Below are 14,798 nucleotides of genomic sequence, written 5' to 3'. Positions count from 1 at the left end.
ACGGTTCAGGCTGCGAACGGCCGCGGCAGCTCGCAGGTGAACGCCCGGCACAGGTACTCCGTCGGCTCGCCGCGAAGTGCTGTCCGCGCGTCGAACAGGCCGAACCCCGCGTCGGAGAGATCGGATGCCGCCCGCTCCGACACCGCCACCCCTGCGGCACCCGCACCGAGGCTCTGCGTCCGCACCGCCGTCTCCCGCACGACCGTCTCACCGGGCCGTCGAGGGCACACCACGACGAGCTGCAGCAGCTCAGCGGCGAGCGCGGTCGCCGTCTGCAGCACGCCGCCGAACGCGATCGGCGAGCGCGTCGCGACGTCGGCGACGGAGCCGATCCCGGAGCGGGATGCCCGCTCGTAGCGCTCATTGTCGGTCAGCGCGAACAGCACGCGGCACGCGTCCGCAAGCGACGACAGCCCACCGGGATACGCGCCTTCCGACGGGTCTGCGTCGGAGACGAGACCGTGCGCGGCCAGCACCGGATCGCCACCCCCCGGAACCGCGAACGGCGAGCGGCCGGGAGCGGCTTCGGCGGCGTCCATCGTCGCATCCGCCAGAGTGCGGGCCGCGAACGCGAAGCGCGGCTCGCCGGTGGCGAGGAACACGTCGAGCAGTCCTCGAGCGACCAGGCCGTAGTCCTCGAGCGCCGGTGCGGCAGCGGAGGCGCGACCGGCGAGCGAGGCGCGAATGAGAGTCCCGTCGTCTGAGACGTGCGAGGCAAGCAGCCCGTCGGCGACCGAAGCCGCCGTGACGACCCACTCCGAGCGCCCCAGAAGGGCGCCGGCATGGGCGAGAGCGCCGATCGCGAGTCCGTTCCAGCCGGTCAGCACCTTTTCGTCGAGTGCCGGTCGCGGCTGCTCGCTCCGCGCCGCGGCATCCAGCCGGTAGTAGGCACCTTCCCGCCGCTCGCCGTCGACCTCGCTCTCGGAGTCCTGCGCGGAGGCGAAGCCGCCGTCGACGAGGAGCGTGCCGAGAAGGAAGGCGGCGATGCCCTCAGCGACCTCAGCGAATCGCGCGCCGCTGGTGCGGGATTCGGTCTGGACGGCGAGCGACGCGTCCGCATACAGGTGCAGGAGCCCGGCGTTGTCGTAGAGCATGCGCTCGTAGTGCGGCTCGCTCCAGTCCCTGCGCGTTCCGTAGCGGAAGAAGCCGCCGTCGACCGGGTCTCGCAACGCAGAGCCGGCCATGCGTTCCAGGGTGTGCAGTGCGCTGCGCCGGCCGGAATCGGATCCGCTGGAGAGCAGGAATCCGAGCGCCGGCACGCTCGGGAACTTCGGCCCGGCGAAGTCCGGGGGCGTGCCGAAGCCGCCGAACTCCGGATCCTCCGCGGCGGCGAGTGCGTCGGCGGTTTTGATGAGCCGGTTGTTGTCGAGCACGGAGGCATCCGCACCGCCGTCGTGCGCGTCTCTCCCCAGCTCCTCCATCGCCGCCGCAACCCGTGCCGCGGTGTCGGCGACGGAGTCCCGGCGGTGGGTCCAGGCATCCGTCACGGCATCCAGTACCTGCCCGAACGACGGCATTCCCCCGCGCACCTCGGGTGGAAAGTACGTTCCGGCGAAGAACGCGCGGCCGTCCGGCGTGGCGAAGACGCTGAGCGGCCATCCGAGACCCCGCGTGAACGCGCTCGCTGCCGCGAGGTACGCGGCGTCCACGTCGGGATGCTCCTCCCTGTCCACCTTCACCGGCACGAAGCCGGCGTTGAGGCGAGCGGCGAGCAGCGGATCGCTGAAGCTCTCCCGGGCCATCACGTGGCACCAGTGACAGGTGGCGTAGCCGATCGAGACGAACACGGGAACGTCGCGCTCTGCCGCCTCGGCGAACGCCTCCTCGCCCCACGGATGCCAGTCCACCGGGTTGTCCGCATGTGCGCGCAGGTAGGGACTCACCGCGTCGGCCAGAAGATTCGGCATCTCGCCAGCCTAGGCATGCGGCCGCAGACCAGGACCAGAGCCGGGAGAGCTCGCTCTGGCGGGCGACCCGATAATGCTCTGAACTGGGGCGCAGCGATAGAGTCGCGAACGTGAACGTCACGATCGTTGACGGACCGACCGCGGCGGCGCTGGCGAACATTCTTCCGGTCCTGTTGCTCGCGTTCACGGTCGAGTTGCGCCGCACCGCTCTGCACCGCCGTGGCCGCCGGCCGGGATGGCTCATCGCCGGACTCGCGGTGTTCTACATACTGTTCGGCCTGGTCGAGACGACCATGGTGATGTCGATCGACGGGCGCCTCTTTCCGTCGAAGCCGAGCGACCTGATCTGCGCGTTCGCCATCTTCGTGCTGCTGTGCCTGCTCTTCGTGCTGGCTCTCGTGCCGTCGCGCAATGGGCGCGCCGCCGGCGAGGAGTGAGCCCCGGCGCGGCTCGCTCTACAGCTCGCGGGGCTGCAGCTCGCGCGACTCGAGATAGAACGCGTCGAGACAGTGCGGCGCCGCCCGCTCCAACCACCGAGTCTCGGCGAGCGTGTTGTGCGGCGTGCCCAGGCGGTACTCGATCGCTTCGGCCAGAGCACGGCGCGGATCGGTTCCGCATGTCTCCAGGAACGCGTCGATGAACAGGGCGCGGAACGGCTCGATGTGCTCGGCCAGCTGCGGCTCGACGTCCAGGTCCGAGCCGAGCGTCAGGATGACGGTGATCGCGGCATCCGTCGCAGCAGCCCCCGCGGCGACGTCCGGCCAGTCGATGACCACCGGGCCGCGCTCGCTGAGGATCACGTTCTGCGGGTGCAGGTCGCGGTGGATGAACACGGGATCGCCGTCAACAGCGCCGGGCAGCCTCGGGAGCCACGACGGCGCGGGCAGCCGGTGCAGCCGCTCGTGCAGCTCCCCCAGCAGCCGGCCGTAGCGCCGATACTGCCCGGGCTCATGGAGCAACTCGTCGAAGAGGGTACCGCCGTCGACACGCTCCAAGACGAGGTCGCCGCCCTCCGCATCGAACACGTGCGGAACCGGATACCCGTACTCCTCGAGGTGCAGCATCGCGCGGGCCTCGAACTGGGCGTCGCCGTCGCCTCGGTAGCGACGCAGCACCCGCCCGTCGCCGAGGTCGAAGACGTCAGCGGCTCGCCCCTGTGCGATGAGCTCCATGAACGAAGCTTATGCGGGCACGCGCATCCTGAGGGGGTGCGTGCCACGGCGTCCCGCTTCACCCTTGTCGAGTGCGGCGATCGCCTGCATGTCGTCCCACGTCAGTTCGTAATCGAAGATGTCGAGGTTCTCCACCATGCGCTCGCGGTGGTTGGACTTCGGAATGGCGATGTTCCCCACCTGCATGTGCCAGCGCAGCACGACCTGCGCGACCGACTTGCCATGGGCATCCGCGATCCGCTGAAGCTCGGGAGCCTCGCTGATCGACCCGCCACCCAGCGGGTACCACGCCTCGGTGACGATGCCGTGCTCGGCGTGGAACGCGCGAAGCTCGCGCTGCTGGAACTCGACGTGCAGCTCGACCTGGTTGACCGCCGGAGTCACGCCGGTCTCCGCGATGACCCGCTCCAAGTGCTCGATCTGAAAGTTGGAGACACCTATCGACTTCGCGCGGCCGCCCTCGGCGATCGAGGTCAGCGTCTTCCACACCTGGGGGTAGACACCCTTGTCGTGAAGCGGCCAATGGATGAGGTACAGATCCACGTAGTCCAGGCCGAGCGCGTCGAGGCTGGACTGGAAGGCGTGCTCCGGACGGTCCTGATCGCCGTTGGCCAGCTTCGTCGTGATCCACAGATCGCCGCGCGGGATTCCGGCTGCCCGCACCGCCTCGCCCACGCCCGCCTCATTGCGGTAGCCCGCGGCCGTGTCGATGTGGCGGTAGCCGACCTCAAGCGCGTTCCCGGCGATCTCGGCTGTGTGGTCGGGATCCACCCGGAACACGCCGAATCCGAGTTGAGGAATGCGCGAGCCGTTGTTCAGTTCGAGGGTGGGGACGTTCGTGTCGGTCATGCTTCAACGCTAGCCAAGAAACCGATTTCCAACCTCGATTCGAACTCAGTCCGCCCTGGCCGGACCGTCGACGGCAGAGCTTCCGAGGTCGTGCACCTCGGCCGCCGATTCCGGCGACGGCCAGGGATTCGCCACGTATGCAGCCGTGTAGTGGAAGACCCTCGACGCGTCGTCCGGATGCTCCTCCGCAGCGGCAGCTCCCCGCACGCGCCACTTCTCGAAGACCTCGACGACCTCCTCGGCCATCTGCTCGGCCTCTTCCTTCGTCAGCACGACCGCGCCCATGTACTGCAGGCGCGACGCCGCCGGGTCACGGGGAAGGCTCTCGTCGAGAATGCCCTTGATCCATTCCAGACGCTCCGCCATGAACCTGTCCGCCATGTCGCTCGTGTCGGGAAAGTAGAGACCCTGCTGGAACGCCATGGTCCAGACACGGTCCCGGCCATCCCTCGCCTTCTCGGGCACCTCCTTGATGAGGCCGGCCTTGGCGAGGGTCCGCAGGTGAAAGCTGAGCGAGTTCGCGGGCTCGGCGGTGATCCTCGCGAGGTCGGCTGCACGGAGATGGTCGCGGGCAGCCAATTCCCAGATGATCCGCTGCCGAAGCGGATGCGCGAGCGCACGCAGCATCACAGGATCCGTCACCGCGTGCGACTTCTCGACCACGAGTCCAAGACTATCAAATGGGCAATGTCTGTTGCGCAAGATATCTTGCGCAATAGACATTGCGGATCTATGCTCGTGGCCGTGAGCGACTCCTCCCCCGCATCCGCTGCGGCCTCCTCCGGCGATCACTGCGCCGATCCCGCGGCCGGAAACGGCACGCAGACACTGTGGCGCAATGCGCCCTACCTGCTCCTCATGACGGGCAAGACCTCGCAACTGATAGGCAACGGTGCAGCGGTGTTCGCGGTTCCGCTGATCGCGTTCGCCATCACCGGCTCCGTCTTCTGGTCGGGTGTGATCGGCGCGATCAGCGAGGTCGGCGTGTTGTTGGCGGTACTGCCCGCCGGCGTCATCGCCGACCGCGTAGATCGGCGGCTGCTGCTACTGCTGTGCTCCGCGGTCGGCCTGCTCATCTGGCTGGCGCTCTGGACAGCGGATGCCACGGGCGTGCTCAACGCTTTCGAACTTGCGGCAGCGCTCCTGGTCGCCTCAGCAGTGTCCGCCTTCTATGCACCAACGGAAGCTGCCGGCATCCGCTACGTCGTGTCGTCCGAGCAGCTCGGAAGCGCGATGGCGGCAATGCAGGGCCGAGGTGCGGTGGCCAGCCTGCTGTCCGGACCGTTGGGCGGGCTGCTGTACGGACTCTCCCGCGCGCTGCCGTTCCTCGCCGGCTCATTCGGCTACGCGCTGGCGGGAGCGACCGCGTTGTTCGTGCGGGTGCCGCTTAACGACAGGCATCCGCAGCGCCACTCCCAAAGCGTGGCCGCGTCGCTCGTCGACGGGTTCCGGTTCGTGTGGACAGTGCCGGTCATCCGCACGGGGATCGGGGTCTTCGCGCTGCTCAATCTGGCCTTCGGCGGCGCGTTCGTGTCGATCAACCTGCACCTGGTGGCCATCCACACCGCACCGCTGCTCATCGCACTGGTCGACGTGGCATCCGGTGTGGCGATGCTCGCTGGATCGATCGCCGCACCGCCGCTCGTCAAGCGATTCCCGAGCGGCCCGCTCGCGATCGTGTGCATGGTGCCGTCGGTGCTCGGCGGCTTCGGGCTGGCGCTCTCGACGCAGTACGTCGAGTACGTGCTGCTCGCGATCGTCATGTCGCTGTTCATCCCTCCGGTGAACTCCGGTCTGCTCGGCTACGTCAGCGCGATCACACCCCAGACCATGCAGGCACGAATGAACTCGGTACTGTCGCTTTCGTGGACGGTGGTGGCACCGGTAGCGCCACTTCTTGCCGGCGCGCTTTTGAGCGCGGTCGGCGTGGGCTGGTCGATCGCCGCCTTCGCCTTGCTGCTGCTCGTCGGCTTCATCCTGTTCGCCCTGAACCGAGCCGTGCGCCGCATCGGATTGCCCGGCACGTGGGAGGCCGATCTGGTCGAGTGGCCGTCGGAGCACCGCTTCCCCGAGCGTCAGACGTCATAGATGCGGATCAGCTCGCGCTTCAGCACCTTGCCGCTCGGCCCGAGCGGCATCGACTCGACGATCTCCACTCTGCGGGGGAACTTGTACGCCGCGACCTGCGCCTTCGTGTGCTCGATGAGCTCCTCTTCGGTCGCGGTCGCGCCCGGCATGAGCGTGACGGCGGCCATGATCTCCTGCCCGTGCGTCTCGTGCGAGACCCCGAACACGGCGGCCATCGAGACGGCCGGATGCGTCGACAGCACCTCCTCCACCTCTCGCGGGTAGACGTTGTAGCCGTTGCGCACGATCATGTCCTTCTTGCGGTCCACGATCGTGATGTAGTCGTCGTCGCTCTTCGTGCCGAGGTCACCGGTGCGGAACCAGCCGTCGATGACGGCTGCGGCCGTGGCCTCCGGCAGGTGAAGGTATCCCTTCATCAGGTCGTGTCCGCGAACGACGATCTCGCCGAGCTCTCCACGCGGAAGAAGTTCGATGCGGTCGTCGAGTTCCGGGTTCGCGACCTCCACTTCGACGCCCCAGAGCGGCTGACCCACGGTACCCGCCCTGGTCGGCTTTCCCACGACGTTGAACGTGGCGACGGGCGACGTCTCTGTCAGCCCGTAGCCCTCGTGGATGTTCACCCCGTACACCTCTTTGAACCGCTCGATCACGGCGAGCGGCAGCGCTGAGCCGCCGGAGAGGCCGTACTTCAGCGGTGGGCGCTCCGGATTCGCCTTCGCCGCCTCGAGCAGCGCGATGTACATCGTGGGCACGCCGGTCATGATGGTGCACTTGTGCTTGTTGAGAAGCTCGAGCGCGGTGGCTCCGTCGAACTTCGGAAGCAGCACGACGGTCGCTCCCGCGCGGAACCCGACGTTCATCACGCAGACCTGCCCGAACGTGTGGAAGAGGGGCAGGCATCCGAGAACAACGTCGTCAGCCCTCAGATCGAACGCATCGGTCAGCAGCGAGCTGGTCTGCTCGACGATCGCGAAGTGACAGCCCTCCGCTCCTTTTGGCTTCCCGGTGGTGCCGCTGGTGTACAGGATAGTCGCGGTGTCGAACGGATCCATCGGCTCATAGCTCGCGATCGGTTCGGCGACGGATGCCTCGTCTTCCAGCCGCGGGAACGGCAGGTCCGTCGTCGCCTCGTCGGGCACCAGCACGCTGAGCACGTCGACCCCGGCCAGTCCCGCAGCCTTCGCACCCTCGCCGAGCAACGGGGCCGCGCAGATCAGGGCAACGGCGCCCGAGTCGCGCAGCACGTAGGCGATCTCGTCGGCCTTGAGCAGTGCATGAACGGGCACGACGACTCCGCCGAGGGCGAGGATCGCGAAGTACACGCGCGGAAAGTCGGGCACGTTCGGGATGAGCACGGCAACCGGCGTTCCGTGTCCGACGCCGCGAGCACGCAAGGCCCCCGCATACCGGCGGGTCTCCCACCACAGCTGCGCGTAGCCGATCTTCTGATCGGCGAAGATGACCGCAGTGCGGTCGGGATTCTGTCTGGCCGCCTCCGCGAGGATGGCGGCCACGGAGATGGTCGCAAATCCTGTGGGCCTGGCGGGCGAGGAGACGACGCTGTCGGCCGTCTCCGGGTTCTCCACCGTCTGTGGCATCTCTGTCATGGCTGCTCCTTGTCGACGTTGACACGGCACCCGATCGGGATGGCTAGAAACCTACACTCCGGTGCTGTGGATGGTGTCAGCGAGCGGCCGCGGTCCGTTCGGTCAGGGAAGCCCCGCGAGCCGCAGCAGCGCGGCGGCGGCAGCGCCGACGATCACGACGACGAGGAACGGGGCGCGCAGCAGCAGGGCGATGAGCGCGGCCACGAGTGCGCCGATCCGCGAGTCGAGAGTCAACTGCTGCCCGTTCGCGAGTGTGTTGATCATGGTGAGGGATGCCAGCAGCCCGATGGTGAGAGTGCCGGCTACCCGGGTCATCCGCTTGTTCTTCAGCACCTTCGCCGGCACGAGGTATCCGAGAAGCTTCGTGAGGTATGCGACGACGCCGGCCGCGATGATGTAGAGCCACGTGGTCACGGCATCCGCCCTTCGTCCGACGACAGTCGTCCTTCGCCGGAAGCTCGGTGGGGCGGCTCTACGTCGGGTTCGAGACCTTCGTCCGCAGCGCCGACGCCGAGCAAGCCCCAGACAGCGGCGACGATGGCGGCGACGAGTACCGGCACTCCGGGTGGCACGAACGGGATCACCACGACCGTCACGACCCCGCACGCCACAGCGATCGCGACCGGCTCTCGTGCTTTCAGCCGTGGCCACAGCAGTCCGAGGAACGCCGCGACGGCTGCCCCGTCCAGCCCCCATGTCTTCGGGTCGCCGATGGCTCCGCCGAGCAGGGCGCCGAGCGCCGTGAATACATTCCACAACAGGAATATGCCGATGCCGGTCACCCAGAACGCGCGCTTCCGCTCCGCTGGATCGGTCTGCGCAGTCGCGGTCGCCATGGACTCATCGATCGTCACGTGAGCCGCGCCGAAGCGCAGCCATCCCTTTGGCTGAAGCAGGGCGTTCAGCTGCATGCCGTACACGGCATTGCGGATGCCCAGCAGCGCGGCCGATCCGAGCGCCGCGCCGCCAGCTCCTCCCCCTGCCAGCACGCCGATGAACGCGAACTGCGACCCGCCGGAGAACAGCAGCAGGCTGAGCACCTGCGTCTGCCAGAAGTCTAAACCGGAAGCGACGCTGAGCGCACCGAACGAGACGCCGTAGAGGCCGGTGGCGATGGCGACGGATGCGCCCGCCCGCGCCGCAGGAGACCGCCAGAGTTTCACGGGTGACAGTCTGTCAAAGCGCACCGTCGTCTCGGCGCGTCGTAGGAGCAGACGCGTACCCCGCCGCGAATCGTCCGGCGACGGATCGAATCCCGCACACATCACCCGAAGCAGAGTGATCGTCATCACTCGTGGAGGGCTGCCAGCGGTGGTACTTCCAGGTCGGCCTCGCGGATGCCTCGAGACCACCCATCTCCCGAAGGGTCGACAACGATGTCGGATGCCACACAGACGCGGGCGGCCAGCCCCGCCTCCGAAGAACCCGAACACGCGCTCAAGGCGAACGGGGTCAGCGCCGCCGGGGCGGTCGTCATGGCCGTCGCGGGCAGCGCTCCCGCTTACTCGATCGCGGCCACCACCGCTCTGCTCATCGGCGCCGCAGGCCTCGCCGCGCCCGCTGCACTGCTGTGGTGCGGCATCCCGATGCTCGGCATCGCCTGGGCGTTCTCGTACCTCGGTCGATCCGATGTGAATGCCGGCGCCTCGTACTCCTGGGTCGGCCGTGCGCTGCATCCGATCCTCGGCTACCTGTCGGGTTGGTCGCTCGTGATCTCGGCGACCATCTTCATGGTTGCGGGAGCCCTGCCGGCCGGTCAGTACACGGTGTCGTTGTTCGATGAGAAGGCCACCGGCAATGTCTGGCTCGTGACCGGTGTCGGTGCACTCTGGTTCCTGGTGATGGCCGGATGCGTTCTCGTGGGCGTCACGATCACCGCTCTCGCGCAATGGATCATGTCGTCGATCGAGGTCGCCATCCTCGTCGTGTTCGCGGTCATTGCGATCGTCAAGGGCCTGGTCGGGGTTCACACCGCCGGTGCGGCATTCTCGTGGGACTGGTTCGGCTTCTCGCACTTCGGCGGAGTCACGGGGTTCGTCGGCGCAGCGCTCATCGCGGCCTTCTACTACTGGGGCTGGGATGTGAGCTCCAACCTCAACGAGGAGACCACGAACGGCCGCAAGACGTCGGGTGCCGGCGGCATCATCGGCGTGATCATCGTGTTCCTGCTGTTCGAGGTCTTCACGATCGCCACGCAGGTCATGCTCCCGGAGAAGACCGCAGCGAATCCGAACGCCAATCTGATCGGCGATCTGGGCCAGGCGATCATCCCTGGAGTGGGCGGCAAGATCCTCATCGTCGCCGTCATGCTCTCGACGATCGCCACGCTGGAGACGACGCTCATCCAGGTCACCCGCTCGCTCTTCGCCATGGGCCGCGATCACACTCTGCCGAGGCTCTTCGGCACCACGCACAAGAAGTGGAAGACGCCCGCCTTCGCAACACTGATCGTGACCGGCGTCTCCCTCGTGCTGTTCATCGGCTCGAATGCATTGGGCAGCGTCGGTCAGATCATGAGTGCCGCGATCAGCTCGATCGGCTTCCAGATCGCTTTCTATTACGCGCTGGCCGGCATCGCCGTCGTCGTGGCGTATCGCAAGGAGATCTTCAAGTCGGTGAAGAACTTCATCTTCATCGGGCTGTGGCCGGCTGTCGGCGCGGTTTTCATGGTGTGCATCTTCTTCTTGTCCATTCCCGGAGCGGACCCGCTGGTGCTCATCATCGGCATCGGCACGATCGCACTCGGCCTCGTGCCCATGGCGATCTTCTGGAAGAAGGGCAGGAAGTACTTCAGCCGCCGGCCGCTGGAGACCGGGGACGAGATCACGCCGGCAACGGTCAACATCGCGTTGCCGGACCCGAAGATCGACGACTGAGCGCGCGCAATAGGATGGAGGGCTCATGTCCTCCGTCCCCGTCGACCCGCCCGCCGACCTCGTCATCCATTTCCCGCCCGAGCTGCCGGTCAGCGAACGGCGGGATGACATCGCGCGTGCCATCGACGACCACCAGGTCGTGATCGTGGCCGGCGAGACAGGCTCGGGCAAGACGACGCAGCTGCCGAAGATCTGCCTTCAGCTCGGCCGCAAGTCCATCGGGCACACGCAGCCGCGACGCATCGCGGCGCGCGCGATCGCCGAGCGAGTGGCCGAGGAGCTGGGCCAGGACGTCGGCGGGCTCGTCGGCTTCAAGGTGCGATTCACCGACGAGGTGTCGAAGGCGACGCGCATCAAGGTGATGACCGACGGCATCCTGCTGAACGAGATCCACCGCGATCGTGACCTGAACGCGTACGACACGATCATCATCGACGAGGCGCACGAGCGCAGCCTCACGATCGACTTCCTGCTCGGATACCTGAAGCGGCTCCTGCCGCGCCGTCCCGATCTCAAGGTGGTCGTGACGAGCGCCACGATCGACCCGGAGAGCTTCGCCCGGCACTTCGCGGACGCCGAGGGCAATCCCGCCCCTGTGATCGAGGTCTCGGGGCGCACGTACCCGGTGGAGGTGCGGTACCGCCCCCTCGTGGCCGAGGACGAGGGTGACGACGATGTGGATGCCGCCTCGCCTGCCGACCGCGACTATTTGACGGGCATCACCGACGCGCTCGACGAGCTGGGTCGCGAGAAGCCCGGCGACGTGCTCGTGTTCCTCTCCGGTGAGACGGAGATCCGGGATGCCGAAGATGCGGTGCGCGGGCACCTCACGCGTCGTGGCGAGGCGGCTTCGACTCAGGTTCTCCCGCTGTACGGCCGGCTGTCTGCCGCTGACCAGCACCGCGTTTTCGGAGCCGTGCCCGCGGGCATCCGTCGTCGCATCGTGCTGTCCACGAACGTGGCGGAGACGAGCCTGACCGTTCCGGGGATCCGGTATGTGATCGATGCCGGAACCGCCCGCATCTCGCGGTACTCGACGCGTGCGAAGGTGCAGCGTCTGCCGATCGAGGCGATCTCGCAGGCATCCGCGAAGCAGCGATCGGGACGGTCGGGACGCACGAGCGATGGCATCGCCATCAGGCTCTACTCGCAGGAGGACTTCGAGCGGAGGCCGGAGTACACGGAACCGGAGATCCTGCGCACGAACCTCGCTGCGGTCATCCTGCAGATGATCTCGCTCGGGCTGGGCGACATCGCGGCGTTCCCGTTCCTCACCCCGCCGGATTCCCGAGGAATCACGGACGGCCTCGATCTGCTGACGGAGTTGAACGCCATCGGCGACGGCGCGCTCACGAAGACCGGGCGAGCCCTGGCGCGTCTGCCCATCGACCCCCGGTTCGGGCGGATGCTCGTGGAGGCCGGCCGTCACGGCGTGGTACGCGAAGTGATGGCGATCGTCGCCGGTCTGACCATCCAGGACCCGCGGGAGCGGCCGCTCGAGAAGCGCGCGCAGGCGGATCAGCAGCACGCGAGATTCACCGACCCGACGAGCGACTTCCTGACACTGCTGGGCCTCTGGAATCACCTGGAGAAGAAGCAGAAGGAGCTGTCGTCGAGCGCATTCCGGCGCATGTGCAAGGCGGAGTTCCTGAACTACCTGCGCATCCGGGAGTGGCAGGACCTCTATCGGCAGCTTCGCCGTACCGCGAAGCCGTTGGGGCTTGTCCCGGGCGATCCGAAGATCGATGCCGACGGCATCCACAAGTCTCTGCTCGCCGGGCTGCTGTCGCACCTCGGCCTGCGGGATGCGCAGAAGCGCGACTACCTTGGGGCGAGGAACACCCGCTTCCTGATCTTCCCCGGATCCGTTCTGGTGAAAAAGCAGCCGCAGGCGATGATGAGTGCGGAACTGGTGGAGACGAGTCGCCTGTTCGCCCGAATGAATGCGGCGATCGACCCGGCCTGGGCCGAGCCGCTCGCGGGCGACCTGGTGCGCCGCAGCTACAGCGAGCCGCACTGGGAGAAGCGGCAGGGCTCTGCCGTCGTGTTCGAGAAGGTCACCCTGTTCGGGCTGCCGATCATCGCGCGGCGTCGCGCTCAGCTGAGCCGCATCGATGCCCCACTGGCGCGTGAGCTGTTCATCAGGCATGCACTGGTCGGTGGCGAGTGGCCCGGCGACGTGCGGGATCACGCGTTCGACTTCCAGCGCTCCAACGCGAAGCTGCGTGCTGAGCTCGAGAAGGTCGAGGAGCGCACCAGGCGCCGGGACATCCTGCTCGACGACGAGGCGATGGTGTCGTTCTTCGACGAGCGCATTCCGGCGGACGTGACCGACACCCGCTCGTTCGAGTCGTGGTGGCGCCAGGAGCGGCGAACCAATGGCCGCCTGCTTACGATGCGCCGGGAAGACCTGGTCGACGACGTCGAGGAGGCGACGATCGACGAGAATGCCTTCCCGCCGGTCTGGCGCCAGCGCGACCAGCGGCTGGCGGTGAGCTATCGCTTCGAACCGGGGTCGGACGACGACGGCGTGACCGTGCAGGTTCCGCTCGCCCTGCTGCCACGGCTCTCACCCGAGGGCTTCGACGCGCAGGTCCCCGGGCTGCGCACCGACCTCATCACCGTGCTGATCCGCACTCTGCCCAAGGCGCTTCGTCGCTCCCTGGTTCCCGCCGCGGACTGGGCGGCTCGCATAGCTGCGGAGCTGCCGCCGGGGCTCGGGTCGGGGCCGAGCCAGAGCGATCCCGGCACGGGCGCCCACGGCGCCGGCTCGAGCGTCGCTGAACCGTTCTCCGCGATCCTCTCCCGCACCATCCGACGGCTCACCGGAACGCCCGTCGATCCCACTGACTTCGACATCGAGCGCCTCCCCGGCCACCTGCGCATCACCTTCCGTGTGATCGATGAGCGCTCCCGCGTCGTCGCGACCGGCAAGGACCTCGAAGAGCTGCAGCGCAGCCTCGCGCCCAAGGTGCGGGAATCGGTGGCGAAGGCATCCGAGCGGCGCCGTGATCCCATCGAGCGCAGCGGCCTCACCACCTGGGACTTCGACGAGCTGCCGCGCTTCGTCGACACCGAGCAGGGCGGACGCGGAACGGGCATGCCACGTAGCGTCATCCGCGGCTATCCGACGCTGATGGTGGAGAAGGACGGCGTCGCCATCCGCGTCGTCGGCACGGTCGACGAGCAGGAGCGCTCGCTGCCCGACGGCGTGCGCAGGCTGCTGATGAACGGCATCCCGTCGCCGGTGGGGTACGTGCAGGAGCACCTGACCGGTGCGGAGAAGCTCGCGCTGGCCGCGAGTCCGTACCCGTCGACGAAAGCGCTGTTCGACGACTGTCTCGCCGCGGTGGTCGACTCGGCACTGCGGGAGTCCGTGCCGGGTGGTCTGGTCTTCACACGTGCGGAGTTCGAGCGTGTGCGCGATCTGGTGTCGACCACCGTGATGGATGCCCTGTTCGACACGGTCTCGCTCGTCGCGGCCATACTCACCGGGTCTCGCGCCGCCGAGAAGGCGCTCTCGGCGACATCGTCCATGGCACTGCTCGGCGCGCTGACGGACGCCCGCGCCCAGCTCGCCGGCCTCGTGTTCCCCGGTTTTGTCTCCCGCACCGGACTCGCGCACCTGCGACACCTGCCGCGGTATCTGCGGGCCCTGGTGTGGCGCATCGAGCGTCTGGCCGACAACCCGGGGCGCGACCGTGTCTGGATGAACGAGGTGCAGACGGCCACGACACGATTCACGGATGCCGGTGGCAGCATCCCGCTCCCGCCGCACCCGCGCCCCTCGCTCGAGCATGCCCGATGGATGCTCGAGGAGCTGCGCGTGAGCCTTTTCGCACAGCACCTCGGCACGGCAGAGACTGTGTCGTTGCAGCGCATCCAGAAGGTGCTGGCGGGGTAGTGCGGATGCCCTAGCGCTCACGGCGACAAGCTCATCCCGCACGACGTGCGCCGGCGCACGGCATGAGTCGCTATGACGCGGGAACGTTCGGCACTCGTCGCGCCGCCGCCGCGTTCATTCGCGTCGTTTGAGACTTCCTCGGGTGACGCCGGTGGGTCGCCATTGCCCGGTGGGGTCGATCCATGCTGGTGCTCGGACGTGTGGTGCCCCGCCGATCATCTTGATGGCCCAGCCTCCGGTGTCGACGTAGTGATGGTGGTACCAGCACAGCGCAGGCTGTCGCATGAATCTGGGTCTCGTTTCGGTGAGTCGAGCCGGTTTATTCCCTGGTCAGGGGATAATTAGGTGTGGGTGTGAATGTGCGTTCCGGGGATCTGGATCAGCTGTTTCTGCTG

11 protein-coding genes are annotated in these 14,798 nt (G+C 67.6%); 4 read left to right on the top strand and 7 right to left on the bottom strand.

Features of this window, described 5'->3' with window-relative positions:
- Positions 1–5: 5 nt before the first annotated feature.
- Entirely contained in the window at positions 6–1,907 is a 1,902-nt protein-coding gene (locus ACYVII_RS18210; RefSeq protein ID WP_460537761.1) for a thioredoxin domain-containing protein, read from the bottom strand.
- 110 nt (positions 1,908–2,017) lie between these two features.
- On the opposite strand from ACYVII_RS18210, the gene ACYVII_RS18205 reads away from it, so the two are divergent.
- Positions 2,018–2,344 carry a hypothetical protein gene (locus ACYVII_RS18205; protein WP_460537760.1) on the top strand — a complete coding sequence of 109 codons (327 nt, stop codon included), beginning with the start codon at positions 2,018–2,020 and terminating at the stop codon, positions 2,342–2,344.
- Positions 2,345–2,362: 18 nt separating this feature from the next.
- Here ACYVII_RS18205 and ACYVII_RS18200 read toward each other — a convergent pair whose 3' ends face one another.
- From ACYVII_RS18200 to ACYVII_RS18190, 3 genes are read right to left on the bottom strand one after another with little or no spacing between them, the layout of a single operon-like run.
- Complete coding sequence (locus tag ACYVII_RS18200; protein WP_460537759.1) at positions 2,363–3,079, bottom strand: BUD32 family EKC/KEOPS complex subunit; 717 nt, start codon at positions 3,077–3,079, stop codon at positions 2,363–2,365.
- 9 nt (positions 3,080–3,088) lie between these two features.
- Positions 3,089–3,928 (bottom strand): aldo/keto reductase, encoded by an 840-nt coding sequence (locus ACYVII_RS18195; protein WP_460537758.1) that lies wholly within the window; start codon positions 3,926–3,928, stop codon positions 3,089–3,091.
- Between the two features lie 45 nt (positions 3,929–3,973).
- Positions 3,974–4,591, bottom strand: a complete 618-nt coding sequence (locus tag ACYVII_RS18190) for a helix-turn-helix domain-containing protein (protein ID WP_460537757.1) — start codon at positions 4,589–4,591, stop codon at positions 3,974–3,976.
- Between the two features lie 81 nt (positions 4,592–4,672).
- On the opposite strand from ACYVII_RS18190, the gene ACYVII_RS18185 reads away from it, so the two are divergent.
- Positions 4,673–6,016, top strand: coding sequence for an MFS transporter (locus tag ACYVII_RS18185; RefSeq protein ID WP_460537756.1), 1,344 nt, complete (start codon positions 4,673–4,675; stop codon positions 6,014–6,016).
- On the opposite strand, the gene ACYVII_RS18180 is transcribed toward ACYVII_RS18185, so the two are convergent.
- The 3 genes from ACYVII_RS18180 to ACYVII_RS18170 all read right to left on the bottom strand — a co-directional run bounded on the left by ACYVII_RS18180 (position 6,004) and on the right by ACYVII_RS18170 (position 8,786).
- Positions 6,004–7,614, bottom strand: coding sequence for a long-chain-fatty-acid--CoA ligase (locus ACYVII_RS18180; protein ID WP_460537786.1), 1,611 nt, complete (start codon positions 7,612–7,614; stop codon positions 6,004–6,006). The genes ACYVII_RS18185 and ACYVII_RS18180 overlap by 13 nt on opposite strands.
- Positions 7,615–7,725: 111 nt before the next feature.
- Entirely contained in the window at positions 7,726–8,037 is a 312-nt protein-coding gene (locus tag ACYVII_RS18175; RefSeq protein ID WP_460537755.1) for an AzlD domain-containing protein, read from the bottom strand.
- Positions 8,034–8,786, bottom strand: a complete 753-nt coding sequence (locus tag ACYVII_RS18170; protein ID WP_460537754.1) for an AzlC family ABC transporter permease — start codon at positions 8,784–8,786, stop codon at positions 8,034–8,036. The genes ACYVII_RS18175 and ACYVII_RS18170 overlap by 4 nt, the downstream gene beginning before the upstream one ends.
- A gap of 213 nt (positions 8,787–8,999) precedes the next feature.
- Between ACYVII_RS18170 and ACYVII_RS18165 the strand changes: the two genes are divergently transcribed.
- Complete coding sequence (locus tag ACYVII_RS18165; RefSeq protein ID WP_460537752.1) at positions 9,000–10,499, top strand: APC family permease; 1,500 nt, start codon at positions 9,000–9,002, stop codon at positions 10,497–10,499.
- A gap of 25 nt (positions 10,500–10,524) precedes the next feature.
- Positions 10,525–14,403, top strand: coding sequence for an ATP-dependent RNA helicase (gene hrpA, locus ACYVII_RS18160; RefSeq protein ID WP_460537750.1), 3,879 nt, complete (start codon positions 10,525–10,527; stop codon positions 14,401–14,403).
- Positions 14,404–14,798 lie beyond the last annotated feature (395 nt).

Source organism: Humibacter ginsengiterrae (assembly GCF_054780115.1).
Note: the sequence above shows the minus strand (reverse complement) of the source record. Positions and strands in the feature narration are given on the sequence as shown.

Excerpts from the sequence above, each read along its gene's own strand:
- ACYVII_RS18210 (WP_460537761.1), bottom strand. The coding sequence starts at position 1,907 with ATGCCGAATCTTCTGGCCGACGCGGTGAGTCCCTACCTGCGCGCACAT.
- ACYVII_RS18180 (WP_460537786.1), bottom strand. The coding sequence starts at position 7,614 with ATGCCACAGACGGTGGAGAACCCGGAGACGGCCGACAGCGTCGTCTCC.
- ACYVII_RS18195 (WP_460537758.1), bottom strand. The coding sequence starts at position 3,928 with ATGACCGACACGAACGTCCCCACCCTCGAACTGAACAACGGCTCGCGC.
- ACYVII_RS18165 (WP_460537752.1), top strand. The coding sequence starts at position 9,000 with ATGTCGGATGCCACACAGACGCGGGCGGCCAGCCCCGCCTCCGAAGAA.
- ACYVII_RS18200 (WP_460537759.1), bottom strand. The coding sequence starts at position 3,079 with ATGGAGCTCATCGCACAGGGGCGAGCCGCTGACGTCTTCGACCTCGGC.
- hrpA (WP_460537750.1), top strand. The coding sequence starts at position 10,525 with ATGTCCTCCGTCCCCGTCGACCCGCCCGCCGACCTCGTCATCCATTTC.